The organism is Mycolicibacterium brisbanense, from assembly GCF_001570425.1.
In the GTDB taxonomy this organism is placed as follows: Bacteria; Actinomycetota; Actinomycetes; order Mycobacteriales; family Mycobacteriaceae; genus Mycobacterium; species Mycobacterium brisbanense.
Genome location: NZ_BCSX01000011.1, coordinates 144,777 through 167,780, shown reverse-complemented (window position 1 = coordinate 167,780; position 23,004 = coordinate 144,777). Strand labels below are relative to the sequence as shown.

Here is a 23,004-nt window from a genome sequence, read left to right as displayed (position 1 = left end):
TCGCTACGATGAAGCCGTGACAACACAGGACAGTTGGCCGGCCGAACTCCATCATGCGTTGTCGGGTCGGTCCGTCCTGCTGACGGGCCACACAGGCTTCAAGGGCTCGTGGCTGGCGATCTGGCTCAACCGCCTGGGTGCACGCGTGACGGGCTTCGCGCTGGCCCCTCCGACGCAACCTAGCAACTTCGTCGCGTCCTCGGTCCATGAACTGCTCACCGCGGACCACCGCGCCGACATCCGCGACCGCGACGCCGTCGCACGCGTCCTCCGCGAATCCCGCCCCGACGTCGTGCTGCACCTGGCCGCGCAAACCGTGGTTCTGGAGGGGTACCGGGAACCTGTCGAGACCTTCGACGTCAATGTTGTCGGCACGGCCGTACTCCTGGATGCGCTGCGGACCGTCGACCATGCGTGCGCCGTCGTCATCGTGACAAGCGACAAATGCTATGCCAACGACGAGAGCGGCAGGCGGTTCGCAGAAGGCGACCCGCTGGGCGGCGACGATCCCTACAGTGCGAGCAAGGCCGGAACCGAGCTGGTGACTGCGTCATACCGGCGCTCGTTCTTCCCTCCCGAGACTCTGAACCAGCATGGAATCGCGGTGGCTTCCGCACGAGCCGGCAATGTCATCGGCGGCGGAGACTGGACGCCGCACGGCATCATCTCCGATATCATGCGTGCGGCGAGCATCGGCGAACCGGTACTGCTGCGCCGCCCCAACGCAATTCGGCCGTGGCAACACGTGCTGGAGCCATTGTCCGGGTACCTCACCCTGGCCGCCCGGCTCAGTGGACCCGATGCGGCCCGGTACTGCGATGCCTGGAACTTCGGGCCGGTGCCGGACGACGACGCCACCGTGGCCTCCCTCGCCGAGCTCACTCTCGCCGCATGGGGCTCTGGCTCCTGGCTCGACGGCAGTCGGCCCGACGACCTCCCCGAAGCCTGCACCCTCCGCCTGTCCATCGAGAAGACGGCTGCGCTGATGGGCTGGATGCCGCGCTGGCGTCTCGGCGAAGCCGTCGAACGAACTGTGCAGTGGTACAAACGGTTCGAATCAGATCTCGGCTCAGCCCGGGCCGCGTGCCTCGATGACGTCGAGGCGTACATGAACACATCGAGCAGGCTTATCACCGACGGCTGAAAGGCCGCCGCTCAGCGGCCGCCGAACTCGATGGTGATTTTCTCGGCAATGAACGCCTCCGCGTGCGTACTGCGGCACTGCAGGCCGCGTAGCCGGGACAGCGCCAAGAATGAGTCCGCGTCGAACCAGTCACGGGTGGCCTGGGACGGGTAGTGCTCGCACAACAGTTGAGCTTTGCGCCGAGCGACTTCAGTTGTCAGCGGGTGGAACACCACCGGCTGCGGGGTGTCCGTCTCCCATTTCGGAATCTCGTACCCGAGGATCAGATGGTCCCTGAATTCGGTGGGCAGCAGTTCGGCGAGGAGCCGATGGTCTTGGTGCGCATCCCCGCGATGAGGACCGAAAACGACACTGGGATTCCAAGATCGGCTTGATGCGCTCACAACGTCCTTGATGCGCGACCAGTGAGCGGGCGCGCGACCGTCGGGGATGTCGCAGACCGTCAATTCGACTTCCGCTCCGGGACAGAAGGCCGTCATGGCGGCGAATTCCTCGGCTTCGCGTTCGGTACCGCGGCCGGACAGCACCAGTGCTCGAACCCGCAGTCCCGGCTCAGCTGCGGCCATCGCGAGCAGGGTACCGCCCATGCCGATGGCGATGTCGTCGCAGTGTGCGCCGACGACCGCGACCTCGGCGAGGGCACCGGTCACTAGGCGGATCATCTTCTTTCCCAGAGCATCCAGGGACGTTCACCGTTGTAGTAGGCGGCGTCGAGTTCGGATCTCTCCTTGTAGGTATCCGCCGGTTTCCAATAGCCGCTGTGCTTGTAACCGAACAAACGCCTCTCGGTTGCCAGCGTCCCGCAGACATCGGCGACCAGATCTCCGAAAGGTGGCAGAACGTCGAAAACATCCTGCGACAGTACGAAGAAACCTCCGTTGACCCAGATGGACAGTCCCGACACCGGGAGGATGCCGGTGACCTGGCCACTCTCGCCTGCTTCGACGTAGTGGAACGACTGCTGCGGTGGAACGAGCATCATCGACGCCGCGGCTCCCGACGCATGAAACTTGTCGACCATGACGTCCAGTGGCGCATCAGAAAGCACGTCGGCATAGTTCGCCAGGAAGAACTCATCGTCCACCAGGTGATTCCTGACTCTGCGGAGCCGCTCACCGATCGGTGAATCGAGGCCGGTGTCGACGAATGTGATGTTCCAGTCGCTGATATCCGAATCCAGAAGTTCGATTCTGTTGTTGCGCAACGTGAAGTCATTGGACAGTGCTTCCTGGTAGGTCAGGAAGTACTCCCTGATGCGAACTCCGCCGTATCCCAGACACAGGATGAAGTCCTTGTGCCCGAAGTGGGCGTAATACCGCATGACATGCCAGAGCAGAGGTCGTGGGCCCACCGCCTGCATCGGTTTGGGGAGATCGTCGTGGACGCCGTTTCTCATCCGCATGCCATAACCCCCGCAGAACAGAACGACTTTCATTTCTTCTGGCTCCCCACCGGTCGAGTCTGCGGCAGTGCCGCAGTGTGTAGCGACGGAAGCGGAAACACCAATTCCCCGCCCCATTCCGCGATGTAGTCGAGCTGTTGGGTCAGCTCCGTCTCGAGATTCCAGGGCAATGCGAGGACGACGTCGGGCCGATCCTCGGCGATGCGTTCGGGGTTATGGATCGGGATTCGTGTCCCCGGCGTGAACCGTCCGTGCTTGTACGGGTTGCGGTCGACCGTGTATTCGAGCAGATCGGTACGAATCCCACAGTAGTTCAGCAGGGTGTTGCCCTTGCCGGGCGCGCCGTAGCCGACGACGCGCTTCTCCTGTGCCCGACAATCCAGGAGAAAGCGCAGCAGATCTTGGCGTACTGCCTCGGTTTTCCGACGCAGTTGCCGGTAGCCAGCCACGGTGTGGAGCCCTACCGACTCTTCGAGCTGCAGCACCTCGGCCACCCTCGGGCTTGGTGCCACGCCCAATTCCCGAGGGCGAGCCCAGATTCGGATCGAGCCACCATGGGTCGCCAACAGTTCGACGTCAACAGTTTCCAGCCCTGCAGTGGCCAACGCCCGGCTTGCCGAGAGCAGCGTGTAGTACTGGAAGTGCTCGTGGTAGATCGTGTCGAACTGACCGAGAGTGACCAGGTTGAGCGCGTGATGGACCTCGATGCTCAGCCATCCGGCGTCGCCCATCAACCCACGTAACGATCGGCTGAACCCGACCAAGTCTGGGATATGCGCGTAAACGTTGTTGGCGACCACCAGATCCGCGGCGCCATGCTCGCTCACGACTGTGCGTGCGACATCCTCGTCCAGGAACGCCGTCATGGTCGGCACTGAACGATCACGCGCCGCCGCACCGACGTTGACCGACGGCTCGATGCCCACGCACGGGATGCCCGCGGATACAACGTGCTGCAACAGATACCCGTCGTTACTCGCGACCTCGACCACAAAGGATCCCGCATCTAGCGCCAGGCGGTCGATACTCGCCGTGACGAACTCCTGCGCATGCCGTACCCAGCTATCCGAAAATGAAGAGTAGTACGCATATTCGGTGAAGGTGTCTTCCGGAGTGATCAGCGCCGGAATCTGCAGAAGCAGGCAGTCTTCACACAACCGGAGGTGCAGTGGGAAAGTCGGCTCCGGCACGTCGAGCTGGGCGACGGTGAGGAACCGCTCGCACGGCGGGGTGGCGCCGAGATCCAAGACGCTGACCAACCGACTGGACTGGCACAAACGACATAACACCCTTGGCGTCACCTTTCTGGCCCAGTGCCGACCGCGCCCGCTTGACGCGGACACGCAAGTAGGCGCGATGGCGCCACAGCAACCGCGACAGCGCATCTGTCCACGATTGAAATTCGACGATACTCAGTCAACTTACCCGCATGGTCGGTCTTGACGCGAGATTAGCTACGAACATGCGATGGCTGCACGCAGTGGACGAGTCCGTGCCGCACCAGGGGCTGCACTAACGTGACTAGAGAACAGTGGTTGTTCGGGCGGGCGTGCCACGAACGGACGTGCGGACGGGGAAGAACAAATAGCGATGGCACCGCCGAGAGCTGGATCGACACACTTCGCCAGCGGTCTGGACATACAACTCGCGGGCGCGCGCTACGTGGGTTGCCTGGAGAATGTCGCGGTGCCGTCGGCCGCGCTCATAGAAGGTGCCCTGAAGTCCGCAGCACAGGCCGGGCAGTACACCCGGGTCGGGTTGGTTCCGAGTTCCGGCACCAGGCGCTGGACCTTCGAAAGTCAGTTGTCTCCGACGATCCGCGCGGTACCGCAGGACGTCGCCGACACTGGCAGCGCGGCGGTCCTGCATTACATCCGGCGACATTCCGCGCTCTGCCAACCCTTCCAGGTATACGTGTCAGACCGTCATATCGCGGTCGACGTCGACCACGGCCTAGGCGACGCGCGGTTGTTCGTCGACTTCGTCGACGCGCTGTTCAGCATGCGTGCCGGCCGGCATCCACGGTGGATCGCAGAGCGGGATACGCGATTCGCCCTCAGCCGAGCACTCGTACGCACGTTCGCCGCCCATCCGTCGCGGGTGGCCTCGGCGTCCAGACGCGTACTGGAGTCACGAACCGACGCAGCACCGGCTGAGACGGAAACAAAGGCGACGTCGTGGAGTCCGTCGGTCGCGGTGGAAGACCTCCACCTCGGCGCCGAGCATGGGCGCGCTGTCGACCGGTGGCGGGAAACCAACGCTCCCAAGGCCGGCGGGGCGGCGACGTGGCTCATGATTGTGCGACGAGCGCTCGCCGCCGCCGGCATCGACCTCGCGGACTCGGTCAGGCTCGTTACCGATTGTCGACGGTATCTGCCGCGAGGACACCGCGTAAACGCCAACTTCATATTCGGGCTGAAGGTTCTCGCTCCCGTCGGCAGGGCCGTGGCCGATGTCGCCCACGAAATCAAAGAGCAGGTCGACTCCGGTTTCCCGGTGCTGGCGATGGGTCTGGTTTCCGCTCGCTCACTCTTATGGCCGGGACCGCGGAGCCTTGGCGCGCCCGACGTGTGGCGTCCCGGGGCGCCCGTAGACATGGTCTATTCCGACGTGGGCCCGCTGACGCCGTTCGACGACGCGCCCTGGCAGCTCGGTGAACCGAAAGTGGTGACCGCGCTGTTGGACCCCGCATCGCCGTCGCACGTGTCGGTGTTCACCGGAGTGATCGGCGGTGAGCGGACCATCTCGTTCACGTTCCACGACAATGTGTACGACCAGAGCTCGATACGCCGCGCCACCGACGCGATCCGATCTGATCCCATCCGCCTTCTGGAACTTCGCTGAACCGAATTCCAGCGGTGTCACCCATGTCCTGCTCGACCGTCGGCTTGTAGAGTTCCGGTCACTCGTGCAGCAAAGCCATGCGATCGCGCACCATGTCTGCCGAGTAGAGGAGGCGGACATGGCACATTCGCTTGTCGACGCGGACCGGTCGGTTCCCGCGTTGATCGTCAAGATTGATCGCTACCCACTCCACCACGGCGGCCTCGGTGCGATCCGTAGCCTGGGCCGTCTCGGCGTCCCCGTCTATGCGATCACGGAACACCGGTGGACACCGGCTGCCCTATCTCGTTATCTCAGCGGCCGTTTCGTCTGGCCGACCACAGGACTTGAAGACCCTGCATGGCTGGTACAGGGACTCATCGACATCCAGCGGCGTATCGGTCGCCCCACGGTGCTGGTGCCCACCGACGACGAGGCCGCTGTGCTCATCGCCGAACACGCCGCTGAACTACGCGACGGGTTCCTGTTCCCACCCGTCGAGGCCACCTTGCCGCGCCGCCTCGCCAGCAAGCGTGGGTTACGGGAACTCTGCATCGAGCACGGCATCGCGACGCCGCGGGCATACTTTCCCACCGATTCGACGGAGCTGGCGCAAGTCGCGGTCGAAGCCCAATTCCCCTTGGTGGCGAAGAACTTGGAGGCATTCGAACGGCACAGGGCACCGGCGGTCGGCGGCACCACTCGGGTCGACGACGCAGCCTCGCTACACGAACTCGCCCGGTCCTGGGGCGACAGATTCAGCGTCATCCTGCAGGATTACCTCCCGACCGACGAGGCCGAGGACTGGATCGTCCATGTGTACTGCGACGGCTCCGCCGATTGCCTGGTGCAGTTCACCGGTGTGAAGGTCCGCTCCTGGCCACCTCACGCCGGCGTGACCACCTGTGCCTACTCGATCGACAATGCAGAGTTGGCCGACCAGACCAGCCGATTGATGAAAAGCATTGGATTCCAGGGCATTGCCGATCTCGACTGGCGCTATGACCGGCGCGACGGCCGTTACTACCTACTGGACTTCAACCCACGAGTCGGGGCGCAGTTCCGCTTGTTCGAGAACGAAGCGGGCGTCGATGTCGTCAGAGCTCTGCACCTGGGCCTGACCGGACGCGCCGTACCCGTCGCGCCGCCCGTCGGCGGCCGTCGGTTCATCGTCGAGAACCTCGATCTACCTGCGCTGCAAGCGTATCGACACAGTACATACTCCACGCCGTCGGTACCGGGCAGGGCGAGCCGAACGGAGTTCGGCTGGTTGGCAAAAGACGATCTGCAGCCGTTCATGGCCATGCTCGGTTGGTCATCGGTGCCCGCCGCCAGAATTCTCGGCCGGTTGGTCCACTCACACAACGGGTCGACGACCAGGTGACGAGGCGGAACTGTCAGCGATACGTGGCCTCGGCCGTTGTCGCGCCGGCGAACACGCCGCGGGTCGACCTGGCACCCCGGATGCGCCGGTAGGCACGCCACCCCTTGGTTCGCAACCGCTCCGGGTACGGCGCTACCCGCGCATCGCGACCATCGAGCCAGGCGGCGACCTGCTCGGATGTGGTGGATGAGCGGACGGTCAAGCGCGCCAACGCGAACGCGCGATCGGCTTCCGAGCTCAGCGCATCCATGACGGCACACGCCGATCGATAACCGGCACCTTCGACGGCCCGCACTATTCGCGCGGAATGGAACCCGTGCGGATAGGCGAAGCTTCGAACCTCGTGTCCGAGTTCGTCTTCGAGCAGGTGTTTGCAACGCCGGATTTCGTCCGAGGCGACAGATGTACGCAGCGTGTCCAACTGCGGATGAGTATGGGTATGTCCACCGATCTCCACATTTCGGTCCGCGAGGTCGGAAAGCTGCGACCAATCCAACATCGGTGCGGGCGGCAGTGCCATCCCCGCCGGGCGGGCGGCACGTCCCGCCAGAGCCCCGGTCGTGATGTAGAGCGTGCTCGGCAGGTCATGAGCGGCCAGCACATCGGAAACCTGTGTGAAATCCGCGAATCCGTCGTCGAAGGTGATCACTACCGGCCTTTCCGGCAGTAGGGATCGTCCTTCCAGCGCATCGTGAAGGTCCGACACTGTCATCGCCGTTCGGCCACTCGCCAGGATGAGGTCGACGTGTTCGGCGAAGTCACGGGGAGTCACCGTGTACGGTGCGATCCAATCGTCTGGGGCGGATGTGACCGAGTGGTACAGCAGGATCGGAATCACCGGCATGGTGTCGGTTCCCCTTCCACGAGCGCCATGGTTCCCGGCGACTGTGCGGGACGCACCGTCAGCCAAAGATCCCTTCGGACAAGAAGTGCTCCAGAGATCAGGAGCTGAGTGACCAGCCACGCGATGGCGACCCCGATGAGACCGACTTCCGGTAGCAACAGCCAGGTGAGGGGCAGCACCAACAGACACTGGGCGATCTGCGTCCAGACGACCAACCCCATGCGGCGTTGAGCGCGGGAGGAATTGATAGCCGTGACCACCACGAGGTTCGGCAGCGCGGCGAGAGCGAGAAGGCGGAGCGTGTTGTCGGCCGCCTGATACGAGTGGCCGAATATGCCGAGCAGATAGGGCGCGAAGACAACGAGCACAACGACGACCAGCGCCATCAGTTTTCCTGTGTGTACCAGGACATCACGGACCTGACGTCCAAGACGGGACTGGTCGGCCGCGGATTCCATGACCAACGAGAAGCCCATGTTGAAACTGACCAGGTATAGCGCCGACGCGATGAGCCACGCGACAGCGAAGAACCCGTTCTGCTCTGCACCCAGAATCGCGACCACGATGAGCGGGATGACAGAGGTCGAACCGATCGACGAGATCGACCCGAGGTAGTCCCACGCCACGAAGCGCACGATCTGGCGTGACGGCGGCAACTCGTCGACGCCCTCCGCTTCGCGGCGGTGCCGTGGGATTGCGCGGGCAAAAACGAATACCCCGACCGCCAGGACAATGCATCCCAAGGCCAACACCCACGATGCGAAGATCCCGTGTCTCGGAACGACTGCGGCCAGTGCGACGACCAACCCCACCCGCAGAACTGCTGTGACAAAATTCTCCAACGGCACCAACGCCGGCCGGCGCAAGGCGAACAGGACGCTGTCCTGTATCACGAAGATCGTGTAGATCACGGTGGCCGCCACGAACATCGCTTGCGGTAGCCCTCCGTCAAAGAACGCCAAGTCCGGTGTGAGCACCTTGAGTATCGCGACCGCGCAGACGCCGACCACCAGTGCCACACAACCACTCACGCAATACATCACGACAATGAGTGACGTGGTGCGGCGACCGCTGACCGGGACGAAACGAACAACTGCGCTCGACAGGTTGAGCTGCGCGATCGCCGCGACGAAAACCATCAGTGAGATCGCAGCGGAGTTCCGCCCGACGGTGGCCGGGTCGTATTTCCACGCGGCCACCGTCCAGAAGAAAAAGCCGATCACCGACGTGAGCGTGGAGCTCAATGTAAGCAGATGACCGTTGCGGAGCAATGGATCCCGGAGATCTCGTACGATCGCGCCGAGGACCGACCAGCCGGGAACTCGGGACCTATCCTTGACGAGCATCAACAGCCTTGTCGCTGGCCGGCCATCGTCTGCTACGCCACCGACTGACCGCGTACGCGCCAGGGCCCAACAGCAATCCACGCCGCTCCAGCCGGGCAAGTTCGGGCGGCCATCCGTCGTAGCGGCCTTCGTTGCGAGTCGAGGAGTCGCTGAACGCGTAGGTGAAGCCGCTGGGCAGCCGCCGTAGCACCTGGGCCAACATCCGGGGGTTTCTCCACAGGGAGCTCGCCAGGAACGCGCCCAAGCCCATTCCATACCCGTAGGACTGGTTCTGCAGCGCTGACATCTCGCGGTGGTGTCGATGCCACGCCACCGCGCCGGGTTGGTAGACGAGCTGATGCCCGGCCACCACGACCTGGAAGAAACCGGCCAGATCGTCGCCACCACGGGCAAACGTCCCGATCCCGAGTGCTGCATCGAATCCGCCGAGACGGCGAAGCTTCGCGGTATGGAACGCCATGTTGGCGCCCGACCCCAACCGCCCTGCCGTGAAAGGAAACAGCTTGTCCTGAGGCCGGTTTCGGCCAGTGTCGAAGACGCGCTGTTCGAACCCCTTGTCAAAGCCCCCATGCTTCTCCAGCAGCAACTGAGCCGGAGTCACCAGCTCGGCAGGGAGGATCAGACCGGTTACACAGCCGACGTCGTCGCCTGCGGCGAATCCTTCGGCAATACCGGTCAACCAATGTGTGTCGACGACCACGTCGTCATCGACGAAGGCGATGATCTCGCCCCGCGCTGCCTCCAGTGCGCAGTTGTGGGCGGAGGCGACGCCACGCCGGTTCTCGCGAATGTAGCGAACCCGCGGTCCGAAGATCTCCTTGACCATGTTCGCTGTCTCATCGGTCGTCGGGTCATTGTCGACGACGACGATCTCGTAGGACGGGTACGACAGCTGCTGGAGCGCCTCCAGGCAGCCGCGCAGACTGTCGGGTCGGTTTCGAGTGGCCACCGCGACGGTGGCGAATGGCGCTGTAGCTAGCACACTTTCACGCCTGTGCAGACACCCCGGCAATGTCGGTGCGTCCGTCGTCACCGCCAGCTCAGCCAGGCTTTCGACGGCGGGATACCCGTCTGCCGCGAGGTGACGGTTGACCTCTCCACCCAGAGCTGCCCACACGGCCGGAGCGTGCGCCTCCCACGAAAGTCCGAGGTCGCCGTCAAGCAGCGTGACTCCCACGGGATACGAGTGCAATCGGACCAGCGCCATGATCTTCGTAGCTGCGCGAAGGTCATCCGCGAGCACGAGGTCGGTGGCGGGAGCGCTCAACTCGATCTCGGCACGCCCAATGGGAAGATCCTCGAGCCCAGCCATCCGCGATGCGTATTGGACCATCTCGGAGTCCGGCGCGGGCGCCACGGTCTGCGGGGCGTTCATCGGGATGAGATCGCCTGGCGTTCAAAACCACCGGACGGCCGTGCGGTACCGCGCCGGCCATGCTCGCTGAATTCCCGCTGGATGGTGGCAAGTACCCGTAATCCGTCACTGACCGCATTGAGATTGCTCACGCCGTGAATGCGGCTGGACTCGTAGCTGGCGACCTCGACAATCTTGGCGCCGTGGGCAGCCAGCCGCACGTTGATCAGGGTCTCGACCTCGAACCCGTCGCCCCACTGCGGCCCATCGGCTGTCACGTCGGGCATGCGGATGACGTCCAGGCAACGTCGCCAGAACGCGTTGTACCCGTAGCAGAGATCGGTGTAGTCCATGTCGAAGAGGACGTTCACCAGATGATTCAGGAAACGATTGCCCAGCCGTCTGATCCTGGTGATGTCCGCGCTGCCACCACCCTCGGTGAAACGCGATCCCTTGGCGAAATCCGCACCGGCGACCAATGTCTCGACGAACAGCGGAATCTCGGCCGGATCCGTGCTGCCGTCGGCATCGATCATCACGATGATGTCGCCCGTGGCCACCTCGAATCCGCATGCCAGGGCGTTGCCCTTACCCCGTCGGGTCTGCCGAACGTGCACCCCGTCCGGCCAGAGACGACGCGCGACCCTCGCCGTGTCGTCCCGGGAATCGCCGTTGACGACCACGATTTCGTCGACACCCGCAGGCATACGTTCGGCGACATACGGCAGGTTTCGTTCCTCATTCAGCGCGGGAATGATGACCGAAACAGTCGGCCGCGCCACGGCGTCTCTCATGCTCACGACATTTTGCATCTGTTGCGTTCTTTCGTCGTCACGGATGAATGTGAATGCGGGGTGAAAAGACGGCTTTAGACAGCGGCGCGCGGACCTCGACCGAGACGCGTCGCCGCGTGGCGCCTCAGCATGGGACGCGACATTTCGCCGAGCGTGCGGCCGGTGCCGAGACGGGTCGGTATGCCACGACGGCGTGGCGCCCGACCCCGCGGGTAGAAGTCAGCATGGCAAGAGTTCCTGCGGGCGTTGACAAATCGGTGAGCCCGTCACGGCGGCCCCGTAGATGACCGGAACGCGCCAGGACCGCAGACGCGGCGTCGCAGTCAGCCACAGTTCCTCCTCGATAGGGCGCGCCTCCGCGCGCGTCATGGCTACGCACTGATAGTTAGCTAACGCTGTGCTCGGAGCGTGGTTGGCTCGGTCGCGTAGCCTGTATATTTCCTTAGAATTGTAGATTTGGCAAATGATAGAGCCACTCACATCCGATGTTCCGTCCAGCGGCACATACCGTCCTATCTATGCAGTCAGAACCCTATGTAAGCGTCGTACGATCGGGCGACACTTCGTCGTACTTCGTACGGGACGTGCATTTTTAGTTAATTCTGTATGCAAGTTAATTTTGAGATGAAGCTCCGGTGCGCTCGTCTGTGACCGGCATCCGGCGTTGCTGCGGAGTCGCTGATGATAGGTAGGCAAACGATGAACAGCGGGCTTGCTGACACCGTCAGCCGCAGCGGGCTTGCTGACACCGTCAGCCGCGCCCGGCCTGACGAAGCCCTTTCATTCGCGCCGCCGGCGACTGCGACGCGGTCCGCGCTCGGCGGAATTCGCGCCGAACCGTGCAAAGGGCCCGAAGACCATCCGAAATCGCGTCGATGCTGCCGTACTCCGGGATACGCACGGACTCGGAACTCGCGACCTCGACGACCTTCGCCCCGCACGCGGCCAGGCGGACGTTGATCAACGTTTCGATCTCGAACCCGTCGCCCCATTGCGCCGTGCTCACCGCAACATCCGGCATGTCGATGGCGTCGAGACAGTGCCTCCAGAAAGCCCCGAAGCCGTAACCCACGTCGGTGTAGTCCGCACGGAAGAGGACGTTCACCAGACTGTTCAGCAGTCTGTTCCCCACCGCGCGCAACCATGTGATGTCGGCACGGCGATTGCCGCGGGCGAATCTGGATCCCTTGGCGAAATCCGCGCCCGCGACAAGAGCCTCGACGAGGCGGGGAATCTGGGCAGGATCGGCACTTCCGTCGGCATCGAGCGTGACGATGACATCACCGGAGGCCGCAGCGAACCCGCATGCCAGCGCATTGCCCTTACCGCGTCGACTCTGCCGCACATGGGTGCCGTGCGGCCACAACCGGCACCCCTCCGCAGTCGTGTTGTCCTGTGAATCCCCTGTGACAACGATGATTTCGTCGATCTGGGGAGGCATACTCCCGGCGAGGAACGGCAGGTTGCGTTCCTCGTTCAGGGCGGGAATGACCACCGAGACCGACGGCCGCGTCACCGCGTTCATGCCGGAACAGCCTTCACGCGGCGAATGCCCGAATTGCGGACGGCGCAAAAAATCGTGAGGCGTGCGCGGTTCGGCGGCGAAACATCACAGGCACCAACTGTTGGCTCATGAGCGCCAGTGGGGTGGCATCCCAAAGTCAAACTCCGTCTATCCAGGCGATAGCACCCCGCCCCAGATCAGATCATCTGAGCTATCGAATCGGCCGAGACATACCTTCCCCCCGGTGATCGAGCTTGCGCGGATGATCGTTGGCTACTTCGAGCTGTTCCACCACTTGGCTCGCATACTCGCGCCGAAGCAATCGTGCGGCGCGCTGGTGCAAACCTCGCTTCACTCTCAACAACCGACAGCAATCGAAACCCGTGAGCACCCGACGTCGGCTACCCGCAGACCGTCAAAGTTAGCAACTTTCTCGAGATTTGCAACCGATACCCATGGGTACAGGTATCCGCCTAGAGACCGCGTTAGGTTGGTAGACGTAGATCACACTCCATGTGGCGTTTTACATTCGTTCGATGTTTGCCAACCAGAGCCCGAGAGTCGTCTCGTCCGCCAAATTGACATGCTGATGCGGATTTGGCAAATACACAAGCCTTGCTAAGCGATCTCCACAACGGTGAGCTTCTCGCCACTGAGCAAACTCGACCAGATCCAAGGTCCGGCATCTTCACCGAGCCTGCACTCCCATGAACAGTGCCAATGGCTCACCGGCACGACGAGCCGTTGATTCTGCTGTGCACATCGCCTTCGCCCGCCGTCAAGTTCAACCCGGGCTACTGAAATCAGCTGTGGCGCAAAGGGTTTAGCTGAACGGCTTCGGCAAAACCGTTGAGCGAACGGTCATCCCGGCCGGAGTCGGACGAAGTTGCACGCCAACACCCACCCTGCACAAACGTCAGACCCAAGTGATTTCGCGGGCGCGCCGAGCCGACGAAGTCCATCGTTGAAGCAACGGCCGCCCAAGCAAACATGAGAACCTACTGTCGACCGAGCTGAACGATGCCGGGCAGTTCTCGAGGTGAACTCACATGCGGCGCGACAAGTCTCCACCGTCGTACCGCTGCGGCGGCTGATGCGGAGCCACCGGCGCGGCAGCCGGCGGGGCGGCCGGAGCGTGGTGCGGAGCCACCGGAGCCGGACCCGCGCTCGGCCGGTTCTCACTCGGGCCGGCGCCCGTGTTGTGCGGGGCCGCGGGGGCCTGGTGCGCACGCTCGTTCAGCTGTGCCTCGCGGGCATCCTGACCGGCCTGACGCTGGTCCTGCTGGGCATCGCGTTCGTTCTGCCGAGTCTCGCGCTCATCCTGTTTGGCGTCCCGCTCATTGAGCTTGGCCTCACGGTCGTTCAAGGGCTGGGGGCCACCGGGCGCACCTGGCGCGCCACCGCCCGGGGCGCCGTCACCAGGAGCACCGGACCCCGAACCACCGCCACCCTTGGCGCCTTCCATGGCCTTCATCACGGGCTCCATCAGCGAGCCGAACTGGCCGCCCATCCCGCCGGCGGCTTGCGCAGGCTGGCTGGCCATCTGGCCCATCTGACCGAGCTGACCCATCATCTGGCCCAGCTGTCCGACACCTTGCTGGCCGGACTGGTCGGCGTTCTCGTACGCGCCCTGAGCGTCGGACAGTTTGCCGTTGAACATGTTCTCTTTGGCCGACAGCGCGGTGACGTTGGCGGTCAGTGAAGCGGCCAGCGTCGGCAACAGGCCGGCGATGGTCATACTCATCGCATCGGCACCCGCCTGAATCGTCGGCATGTCAGGCAGCTCGATCGGAGCCGCGGTCCAGCCCAGAAACCCAGGGCTTGTAAATGGAGTGCTGCTCACCGGGCACCTCTTTCAGAATCGATCAGACCTACACGCATGGCAGTCGGCTCACCAGTCATCGTCCACGTCACCGTCGTCGAGTTCGTGATCGAGAGGAGCCGGCACGGAGAGGCCCTGCGTGGTGCCACCGCCACCGGAGCCGCGATGCCCCATCGCACCCATCGGTCCCATGCCGCCTCCCATCCCGGCGGCAGACACCGGCGCTACTCCACCGAATGCGTTGCTGCCGGCCATGGCGGGTTGGGTGGCCACCGACACCGGCGAGGTGCCGCCCACGAGCTTGCCCATCAACGGGGTCTGCGCGCCGCCTCCGCCGGAGCCCGGCAACGACGCCGCCTTCATCAGTCCCGCACCCGAACTCGGGCCGGACCCGCCGGCGGCGGGGTGAGTGGAAAACGCGGAGAACGGCATTGGACCGCTGCCGGTACCGCCCTTCCCCACCGAGCCGAACATCTGCGTCAGTTGCTGCAACGGTTGCGTCAGTTGCTGCAGCGGCTGGGTCAGCTGCTGCGGAACCTGGCCGAGCATCTGCGGGATCTGGCCGAGCATCTGTGGCAACTGCCCCAGCATCTGCATCATCTGCTCGCCGCCCTTCTGCGCGGCTTGCTGAGCCTCGGCCGTGGGCGGGGTGGTGACGGCGGGCATGTTGGCCGTGGTTCCGAGGCTGCTGGCCAGCTCTGAAGTCGCGGCGGTCACCGTGGCGATGTTCTGCGACAGCCCCATCTTGATGACGCCTTCGATCAACGCTTGCTTGTTGTCGATCGGCAGCGCCTGCAGCATCTCCACTTCCTGCTGTACCTGCTGCGCCGTGGCGTTGACGGCTGTCTTGGTCTGCACGACGGCTGCGGCCATGGTGGTGAGCTGGGTGGCGATGGCCTCTGCCTGCGCGCCGTTGGCCTCGTGGTGGCCGATCATCGTGGTGGCTTCGCCGGATGCGGCCGTGGCGCCGGTGCCCTGCCAGACCTCGTTGAGCTTCATCAGCTGGTTGGTCTGCTGGGGCACGATGTTGCCGGTGATGTTGGCCGCCAACTTCTGGTAGGACGCGGACGCTGCGGTCAGCTGTTCCTCGTCGATGTTGGGCCACGCCGGACCCGTCACCGTCTGAGACCCGTACGGGCTGCTATCCGGCGGCATCCCCATGCCACGGCCCCCTTCCACGCATCCTGCACATGTGGAGCAAACATTACCGTGCCGGGCAGGGGTGGCAACGCACCTTTTAGCCCAAGATCAACCCGGAGGTCGGAACGCCGGTGCCGGCGGTGACCAGCACATGCTCCACATTGTCGACCTGATTGACCGACGTACCGCGCAACTGCCGCACACCTTCGGCAATGCCGTTCATGCCGTGGATGTAGGCCTCCCCCAATTGGCCGCCATGGGTGTTGATCGGCAATCGACCGCCGAGTTCGATCGCACCGCCGGCGATGAAGTCCTTCGCCTCGCCCTTACCGCAGAAGCCGAGCTCCTCCAGCTGGATCAGCGTGTACGGCGTGAAGTGGTCGTACAGCACGGCCGTCTGGATGTCGGCGGGCGACAGGCCGCTCTGTTCCCAGAGCTGACGGCCCACCAGGCCCATCTCGGGCAGGCCGAGTTCGTCGCGGTAGTAGGAGTACATGGTGAACTGGTCCGCGCCTGCGCCCTGGGCCGCGGCCTCGATGGTCACCGGCCGGTGTTTGAGATCCCTGGCCCGCTCGGGGGTGGTGACGACGATGGCCACGCCACCGTCGGTCTCCTGACAGCAGTCCAGCAACCGCAGCGGCTCGGCGATCCACCGGGAATTCTGGTGATCCTCGATGGTGATCGGCTTGCCGTAGAAGTGCGCCTTGGGGTTGTTCGCGGCGTGCTTGCGGTCGGCCACCGACACGACACCGAAATCGGCACTCGTCGCGCCGTATTCGTGCATGTAACGCTGAGCGATCATCGCCACCGACGCGGCCGGTGTGCTCAGCCCGTGCGGGTAGGACCAGCTGTACTCGACGCCGCGCGAGTCGGCGTTGACGGTCAGTCCGGTCATCACCTGGCCGAAGCGGAATTCCGAGCGCTCATTGAAAGCTCGGTAGGCCACAACGACTTCCGCCACGCCGGTCGCCACCGCGAGGGCGGCCTGCTGCACGGTCGCGGCAGCGGCACCACCGCCGTAGCCGATCTGGCTGAAGAACTTCAGGTCACCGATACCCGTCGATCGCGCCACGGCGGTCTCCAGGTTGGAGTCCATCGTGAAGGTCACCAGGCCGTCGACGTCCGAAGGCTTCAGCCCGGCATCGTCGAGTGCGTCGAGCACCGCCTCAGCGGCCAGCCGCAACTCGCTGCGGCCGGAGTTCTTGGAGAAGTCGGTGGCGCCGATACCGGCGATCGCGGCCTTGCCGGAGAGCGTCACTTGTCCCCCAGTGTCAGTGTTGCGGTGGCGATGATGTGGTCACCGAGACTGTTGCTGCCAACGACTTTCACGGTCACCCGATCGCCGTCCACCGCGGTGATCTCCCCCCGGAACGTGACGGTGTCGTAGGCGTACCACGGGACGCCGAGGCGCAGTCCGATGGACTTGATCCGCGCCGACGGTCCGGCCCAGTCGGTGAGATAGCGCTGCACGAGCCCGGTATCGGTGAGGATGTTGACGAAGATGTCCTTGGAACCCTTGGCCTGCGCCTTGTCCCGGTCGTGATGGACGTCCTGGTAGTCACGCGTGGCGATGGCCGTCGACACGATGAAGGTCGGGTCTCCATAGATCTGCAGTTCCGGCAGTTTCGTGCCGACGTCTACCACCGGCGCGCTCATCGGGCCGGCTCCCATGCGTAGAGGGTCCACGCCGGGCTGACCTCGCTGTCGGGGAAGTCGATAAAGGTTGCGCGCACGGGCATTCCAATCTTGACCTGGGTGGGCTCGACACCGCGCAACTCGCCGAGCATCCGCACGCCTTCCTCGAGTTCGACGAGTGCGATGACGAACGGCAGGCTGCGTCCCGGCACCTTGGGTGCGTGGTGCACGACGTAGCTGAACACCGTGCCGTTGCCGGAGGCCACGACGTAATCCGTTGGCACGTCTTTGCCTTGCCACACCGCGGGCACCGGCGGGTGCTGCAACGATCCGTCCGGACGCTTCTGGATGCGCAACTCGTGGGCGTTGACGCCGTCCCAGAAGAACTTGGTGTCCTTCGACGACGCAGGCCGCATGAGCTTGTCGGGGTCGAGATCATCGGGCACCCCGGAGCTCTGCTCCTTCTCGGCCGGCCGGAATTTCATGATGCGCCACAGCATTTCGGCGACATCCTCGTCACCGACCTGCCAGGTGATCTTCTGGTTGATGAAGTAGCCCTCGCCCAGGGCGGTCTGCTTGGGGCCGACCACGTCGGTCAGCTCGGCGGCGATCGTGACTTCTTCACCGGGCTGCAAGTAGCGGTGATAGGTCTGCTCGCAGTTGGTCGCGACCACGCCGACATAGCCTGCGTCGTCGAACAACTTCATCATCTGACTCAGCGGATCGTCGTCCGGCCGCCCCTGCCCCAGCCCCGCCATGGTCCACACCTGGATCATGGCCGGCGGCGCGACAATGCCGGGATGCCCGGCGGCCTTGGCTGCCGCATCGTCGACGTAAATCGGGTTCTTGTCCCCGATGGCATCCACCCAGTGGTGAATCATGGCCTGGTTCACCGGATCCCGGCCGGCCCGCGGCTTGGACCGGCCGGCGGCCTTGATCTCCTCGACTGCTGCCTGCAGGTCAGACATCTCTCTCCTCGAAAGTGAAGTTGTTTGCGAGATTTCGGCGATTCTTCGCCAACAACTTCACGTTCGGCGCCGCGGGTTTCACCTGGGGACCCTCGGCACCTTCAGTCCGGACGCGGCGATCATCTCGCGCATCACCTCGTTGACCCCGCCGCCGAAGGTGATCACCAGGTTGCGCTTGGTCATCTTGTCCAGCCACTCCAGCAGCTCGGCGGTCTCGGGATCGGCCGGGTTGCCGTAGCGGCCCACGAGTTCTTCGGCGAGCCGGCCCACCTCTTGGATGCGCTCGGTGGAGAACACCTTGGTCGCGGCGGCGTCGGCGACCGCGATGGTCTCGCCCGACGCCGCGACCTGCCAGTTGAGCAGCTCGTTGATCCGCCAGATGGCCTTGATCTGGCCGAGCAGATGCCGAGCGTCGTCATGCTCGATGGGCGTGACACCGTCTGAGCCGGGCTTGGATGCCCAGGCGCGGACGTGGTCGTAGATGCCCGCGACACGGCCGGCGGGCCCGAGGCTGACCCGCTCGTGGTTGAGCTGGGTGGTGATGAGCTTCCACCCGCCGTTCTCCTCCCCGACCAGCATGTCGGCGGGCACGTGCACGTCGTTGTAGTACGTCGCGTTGGTGTGGTGCGCACCGTCGGACAGGATGATCGGGGTCCACGAGTATCCCGGATCCTTGGTGTCGACGATGAGGATCGAGATGCCCTTGTGCTTGGCGGCGGTGGGATCGGTGCGGCAGGCCAGCCAGATGTAGTCGGCATCGTGCGCGCCCGTGGTCCACATCTTCTGGCCGTTGACGATGTACTCGTCGCCATGCTTGACGGCCGTCGTCCGCAGCGACGCCAGGTCTGTGCCTGCGTCCGGCTCGGAGTAGCCGATCGCGAAATGGATGTCACCGGAAAGGATTCCGGGCAGGAACTTCTTCTTCTGTTCCTCGGTGCCGTACACCTGCAGGGTCGGGCCCACGGTCTGCAGGGTGACCAGCGGCAGCGGGACGTCGGCGCGGTTGGCCTCGTTGACGAAGATCTGCTGCTCGATGGGACCGAAGCCCAGCCCGCCGTATTCCTTGGGCCAGCCGACGCCCAGCTTGCCGTCGGAGCCCATGCGCTTGATCACCGCGCGGTAGGCCTCGTTGTGCCGATCGGATTCCATCGCCGCGGCCTCGTCCGGCGTGATGAGGGTCGAGAAGTATTGCCGCATTTCGGCTTGCAGTGCCCGCTGTTCGGGCGTCAGCTCAATGAACATGTTTACGCTCCCACCAGGTCCAGCCGGCGCAGCGGACCGCCCAGCGACCGGGCCAGGTCCTTGATCGACGAGTAGTAGCGGTCCATCGGATAGGTGATGTCCATGCCCATGCCACCGTGCAGATGGTGACAGGTGCGCATCGCCGGAGGCGCCTGTGAGGTCAGCCAGTAGCCGAGGATGGCGAGGTCGTCGTCGGCGTCGAGCCCTTCCGACAACAGCCAGGTCGCCGAGGTGGACACCAGATCGATGGTCCGCGAGGCGATGTAGACCTCCGAGAGCTGGGCGGCGACGGTCTGGAAGGTAGACAACGGGCGACCGAACTGCTCGCGGGTGGCGACGTAATCGGCGGTGAGCCGCAGCGCACCTGCCACCAGCCCCGCCGCGAACGCGCCCGTCGTCGCCAACGCGAGCTGGTTCACCCGGTGAGCGGACGCGCCCTGCAGGACATCCTCGGCGCCAATCGCCACGTCGGCGAACGTCACGACGTATTCGTCGGAACCGTTGGCGGTCGGCGTCTTTGTCAGGGTGACACCGGCGGCGTTCGGGGCCACCACGACCACGCCGCTATCGGCGGTGACCACCAGCCACTGGGCCGATTCAGCGTAGGGCACAGCGACTTTCGTACCGGAGAGCTTCCCGTCCGCATACGTGACGGCAGGCCGTTCGGGCAGCTGGGTACCGGGCTCGTTGAGCGCCGCCGACAGGACGGCTCCCCCGGCGACGCCGGCCAGGTAGCGGTCCTGCTGCGGCTCGGAAGCCAGGTCCAGCAGCGGGACCAGACCCAATCCGAGGGTGGCCAGCGCGGGGCTGATGGTGCCGTGCCTGCCGATCTCGGTCAGGGCGGTGGCGACCTCCAGTAGACCGAGGCCGTCACCGCCGAGCCGCTCAGGCACCGCAAGCGCAGTCACGCCGCCGGAAACCAGTGCGTCCCAACTGTTGTCCCGCTCCAGCACGGACGTCACCACGTCGGCGACGGCCTGCTGCTCCGGGTTCGGTGTGAAATCCACCCGTTCTCCTCGAGTCTGCGTTAGTGAGCCACCGGGCATTTACCCGTGTAGTCGACCTGCCAGTGCTTGATGCCGTTGAGCCAGCCGGACTTCAGCCGCTCGGGCTGGCCGAGCGGCTTGAGGTCGGGCATGTGGTCGGCGACAGCGTTGAAGATCAGATTGATGGTCATCCGGGCCAGGTTTGCGCCGATGCAGTAGTGCGCCCCGGTACCACCGAAACCGACGTGCGGGTTGGGGTTACGCAGGATGTCGAAGGTGTGGGGATTCTCGAACACCTCGTCGTCGAAGTTGGCCGAGCGGTAGGACATCACGACGCGCTGCCCCTTCTTGATCTGCACCCCACCCAGCTCGACATCCTCCAGCGCGGTGCGCTGGAACGCCGAAACCGGTGTGGCCCAACGGACGATCTCGTCGGCGGCAGTGTCCGGGCGATCCTTCTTGTACAGCTCCCACTGTTCGGGGTGCTGCGAGAAGGCGATCATGCCGTGCGTGATCGAGTTGCGGGTGGTCTCGTTGCCCGCGACCGCGAGCATCACCACGAAGAAGCCGAACTCGTCGTCGGAGAGCTTCTCACCGTCGATATCGGCCTGAATCAGCTGCGTGACGATGTCGTCGGTGGGGTTGTTGGCGCGCTCCTCGGCCATCTTCATGGCGTAGGTGATGAGCTCGAATGAGGACATCGCCGGATCGACGTCGGCGTATTCGGGATCCTCGCCCGCGGTCATCTCGTTGGACCAGCGGAAGAGCTTGTCCCGGTCGTCCTGCGGAACCCCGAGCAGACCGGCGATGGCCTGCAGCGGCAGCTCGCACGACACCTGCTCGACGAAGTCGCCGGCCTCCGCGGATGCCGCGGCCTCGGCGATCTTCTGGGCCCGCTCGCGCAGTTCGGCCTCCAGCCGGCCGATGGCCCGCGGGGTGAAACCACGGGAGATGATCTTGCGCAGGCGGGTGTGCTGCGGAGCATCCATGTTGAGCAGCACGGCACGTTGCAGGTCCACCGCTTCGCGCGTCATCTCCTGCGGCCAGACCGGGATGGCCCCGTCGGGTGAGCTACCGAACACGTCGTTGCGCTTCGACACCTCTTTGACATCGGCGTGCCGGGTGACCAGCCAGTAGCCCTTGTCGCCGAACCCGCCCGTACCGCCCGGGACGTCCACCCAGTGGACCGGCGCGGACTTACGGAGCTCGGCGAGCTCGGCGACGGGCAGACCTTTGAGATTCAACTCCGCATCCAGGGGGTCGAAGCCGTGGGGAAGGTTCGGGCAGGGCATGCTCATCTCCTTGAAACTCCAGTACATGGCGGGCAGCGAGACAAATCCGTCTAGTACGTCTTGCAGACCATTGAAACATGCCTTCACCGCAGATAAAAGGCACCACGGCATCGCCGCTTGTCAGACTAATGAAACGTGTTCTAGCCTGACGATATGGGTAATCCTGTCATCGTTGAAGCCACCCGCAGCCCGATCGGCAAGCGCAATGGTTGGTTGTCGGGCCTGCACGCCACCGAGCTTTTGGGGGCCGTGCAGAAGGCAGTGGTCGAGAAGGCGGGCATCGACGCCGGAGACGTCGAGCAGCTCATCGGTGGCTGCGTCACGCAGTACGGCGAGCAGTCCAACAACATCACTCGAGTGGGCTGGCTGACCGCGGGTTTGCCAGAGCACGTCGGCGCGACCACCATCGACTGCCAGTGCGGTAGTGCGCAGCAGGCCAACCACCTCATCGCAGGCCTGATCGCCACCGGCGCCATCGACATCGGTATCGCCTGTGGCATCGAGGCCATGAGCCGCGTCGGCCTTGGCGCCAATGCCGGGCCGGACCGCAGCCTGATCCGGGCGTCGTCGTGGGACATCGACATGCCCAACCAGTTCGAGGCCGCCGAGCGGATCGCCAAGCGGCGGGGCATCACGCGCGCCGACGTCGACGCCCTCGGTCTGGCCTCGCAGGCCAAGGCCAAGCAGGCCTGGGCCGAGGGCCGGTTCGACCGCGAGATCTCGCCGATCTCCGCGCCGGTGCTCGACGAGAACAAGCAGCCCACCGCCGAGTGGGCGCCGGTGACCCGCGACCAGGGTCTGCGCGATACCACCGCCGAGGGTCTGGCCGCGCTGAACCCGGTGATGGAAGGCGGAATCCACACCGCCGGCACGTCGTCGCAGATTTCCGACGGCGCGGCTGCCGTGCTGTGGATGGACGAAGACAAGGCGCGGGCGCTCGGCCTGAAGCCGCGCGCGCGGATCGTCGCGCAGGCCAACGTCGGTGCCGAGACGTACTACCACCTCGACGGCCCCGTGCAGTCCACGGCACGGGTGCTGGAGAAGGCCGGGATGAAGCTCGGCGACATCGATCTCGTCGAGATCAACGAAGCGTTCGCCTCGGTGGTGCTGTCCTGGGCGAGGGTGCACGATGCCGACATGGACAAGGTCAACGTCAACGGCGGCGCCATCGCGCTCGGGCACCCCGTCGGGTCTACTGGCGCCCGGCTCATCACCACCGCGCTGCACGAGCTCGAGCGCACCGGAAAATCCACCGCACTGATCACCATGTGCGCCGGCGGGGCGCTGTCGACCGGCACGATCATCGAGCGGATCTGAGGGATTC

General features: G+C 64.5%; 20 protein-coding genes. 4 read left to right on the top strand and 16 right to left on the bottom strand.

Annotated elements, in window-relative coordinates; genetic code table 11:
- Positions 1-16 precede the first annotated feature (16 nt).
- Complete coding sequence (gene rfbG, locus RMCB_RS05010) at positions 17-1,144, top strand: CDP-glucose 4,6-dehydratase (RefSeq protein WP_084388365.1); 1,128 nt, start codon at positions 17-19, stop codon at positions 1,142-1,144.
- An 11-nt stretch (positions 1,145-1,155) separates the two neighbouring features.
- Here the strand turns inward: rfbG and RMCB_RS05005 are convergent, their stop codons facing one another.
- Genes RMCB_RS05005 through RMCB_RS04995 form a run of 3 tightly spaced genes read right to left on the bottom strand, consistent with a single transcriptional unit; the run spans position 1,156 to position 3,835 of the window.
- Complete coding sequence (locus RMCB_RS05005) at positions 1,156-1,806, bottom strand: PIG-L deacetylase family protein (protein ID WP_062827898.1); 651 nt, start codon at positions 1,804-1,806, stop codon at positions 1,156-1,158.
- Positions 1,803-2,579, bottom strand: a complete 777-nt coding sequence (locus tag RMCB_RS05000; RefSeq protein WP_062827897.1) for a glycosyltransferase family protein — start codon at positions 2,577-2,579, stop codon at positions 1,803-1,805. Before RMCB_RS05000 ends, RMCB_RS05005 begins: the two co-directional genes overlap by 4 nt.
- Positions 2,576-3,835: a class I SAM-dependent methyltransferase gene (locus RMCB_RS04995; RefSeq protein ID WP_062827896.1), complete on the bottom strand. Its 1,260-nt coding sequence runs from the start codon at positions 3,833-3,835 to the stop codon at positions 2,576-2,578. Before RMCB_RS04995 ends, RMCB_RS05000 begins: the two co-directional genes overlap by 4 nt.
- Before the next feature lie 301 nt (positions 3,836-4,136).
- On the opposite strand from RMCB_RS04995, the gene RMCB_RS04990 reads away from it, so the two are divergent.
- Both RMCB_RS04990 and RMCB_RS04985 read left to right on the top strand, forming a co-directional pair.
- Complete coding sequence (locus RMCB_RS04990; RefSeq protein WP_131805487.1) at positions 4,137-5,390, top strand: hypothetical protein; 1,254 nt, start codon at positions 4,137-4,139, stop codon at positions 5,388-5,390.
- 118 nt (positions 5,391-5,508) lie between these two features.
- On the top strand, positions 5,509-6,753 hold the full coding sequence (locus tag RMCB_RS04985) for a carboxylate--amine ligase (protein WP_062827894.1): 1,245 nt from the start codon (positions 5,509-5,511) through the stop codon (positions 6,751-6,753).
- Between the two features lie 13 nt (positions 6,754-6,766).
- Here RMCB_RS04985 and RMCB_RS04980 read toward each other — a convergent pair whose 3' ends face one another.
- The 13 genes from RMCB_RS04980 to RMCB_RS04920 all read right to left on the bottom strand — a co-directional run bounded on the left by RMCB_RS04980 (position 6,767) and on the right by RMCB_RS04920 (position 21,680).
- Entirely contained in the window at positions 6,767-7,597 is an 831-nt protein-coding gene (locus RMCB_RS04980) for a polysaccharide deacetylase family protein (protein WP_201028233.1), read from the bottom strand.
- Positions 7,588-8,841, bottom strand: a complete 1,254-nt coding sequence (locus RMCB_RS04975) for a lipopolysaccharide biosynthesis protein (RefSeq protein WP_131805486.1) — start codon at positions 8,839-8,841, stop codon at positions 7,588-7,590. Before RMCB_RS04975 ends, RMCB_RS04980 begins: the two co-directional genes overlap by 10 nt.
- 85 nt (positions 8,842-8,926) lie before the next feature.
- Positions 8,927-10,318, bottom strand: coding sequence for a glycosyltransferase family 2 protein (locus tag RMCB_RS04970; RefSeq protein WP_062827892.1), 1,392 nt, complete (start codon positions 10,316-10,318; stop codon positions 8,927-8,929).
- Complete coding sequence (locus RMCB_RS04965) at positions 10,315-11,091, bottom strand: glycosyltransferase family 2 protein (protein WP_407662106.1); 777 nt, start codon at positions 11,089-11,091, stop codon at positions 10,315-10,317. The genes RMCB_RS04970 and RMCB_RS04965 overlap by 4 nt, the downstream gene beginning before the upstream one ends.
- Positions 11,092-11,842: 751 nt before the next feature.
- Positions 11,843-12,616: a glycosyltransferase family 2 protein gene (locus RMCB_RS04960; RefSeq protein WP_062827890.1), complete on the bottom strand. Its 774-nt coding sequence runs from the start codon at positions 12,614-12,616 to the stop codon at positions 11,843-11,845.
- A gap of 1,024 nt (positions 12,617-13,640) precedes the next feature.
- On the bottom strand, positions 13,641-14,369 hold the full coding sequence (locus tag RMCB_RS04955) for a hypothetical protein (RefSeq protein ID WP_276064481.1): 729 nt from the start codon (positions 14,367-14,369) through the stop codon (positions 13,641-13,643).
- 117 nt (positions 14,370-14,486) lie between these two features.
- On the bottom strand, positions 14,487-15,578 hold the full coding sequence (locus RMCB_RS04950) for a hypothetical protein (RefSeq protein ID WP_062827888.1): 1,092 nt from the start codon (positions 15,576-15,578) through the stop codon (positions 14,487-14,489).
- Between the two features lie 76 nt (positions 15,579-15,654).
- Positions 15,655-16,815, bottom strand: coding sequence for a 17-hydroxy-3-oxo-4-pregnene-20-carboxyl-CoA lyase (locus RMCB_RS04945; RefSeq protein WP_062827887.1), 1,161 nt, complete (start codon positions 16,813-16,815; stop codon positions 15,655-15,657).
- On the bottom strand, positions 16,812-17,213 hold the full coding sequence (locus tag RMCB_RS04940; RefSeq protein ID WP_029372185.1) for a MaoC family dehydratase: 402 nt from the start codon (positions 17,211-17,213) through the stop codon (positions 16,812-16,814). The genes RMCB_RS04945 and RMCB_RS04940 overlap by 4 nt, the downstream gene beginning before the upstream one ends.
- The gene (locus RMCB_RS04935; protein ID WP_062827886.1) at positions 17,210-18,160 is read right to left on the bottom strand and encodes a bifunctional MaoC family dehydratase N-terminal/OB-fold nucleic acid binding domain-containing protein; all 951 of its coding nucleotides are present in this window, start codon (positions 18,158-18,160) and stop codon (positions 17,210-17,212) included. Before RMCB_RS04935 ends, RMCB_RS04940 begins: the two co-directional genes overlap by 4 nt.
- A 78-nt stretch (positions 18,161-18,238) precedes the next feature.
- Entirely contained in the window at positions 18,239-19,402 is a 1,164-nt protein-coding gene (fadE29, locus tag RMCB_RS04930) for an acyl-CoA dehydrogenase FadE29 (protein WP_062827885.1), read from the bottom strand.
- A gap of 2 nt (positions 19,403-19,404) precedes the next feature.
- Positions 19,405-20,409, bottom strand: coding sequence for an acyl-CoA dehydrogenase family protein (locus RMCB_RS04925; RefSeq protein WP_062827884.1), 1,005 nt, complete (start codon positions 20,407-20,409; stop codon positions 19,405-19,407).
- A gap of 20 nt (positions 20,410-20,429) precedes the next feature.
- Entirely contained in the window at positions 20,430-21,680 is a 1,251-nt protein-coding gene (locus RMCB_RS04920) for a cytochrome P450 (RefSeq protein ID WP_062827933.1), read from the bottom strand.
- A 153-nt stretch (positions 21,681-21,833) separates the two neighbouring features.
- Between RMCB_RS04920 and RMCB_RS04915 the strand changes: the two genes are divergently transcribed.
- The gene (locus RMCB_RS04915; RefSeq protein WP_062827883.1) at positions 21,834-22,997 is read left to right on the top strand and encodes a steroid 3-ketoacyl-CoA thiolase; all 1,164 of its coding nucleotides are present in this window, start codon (positions 21,834-21,836) and stop codon (positions 22,995-22,997) included.
- Positions 22,998-23,004: the final 7 nt, after the last annotated feature.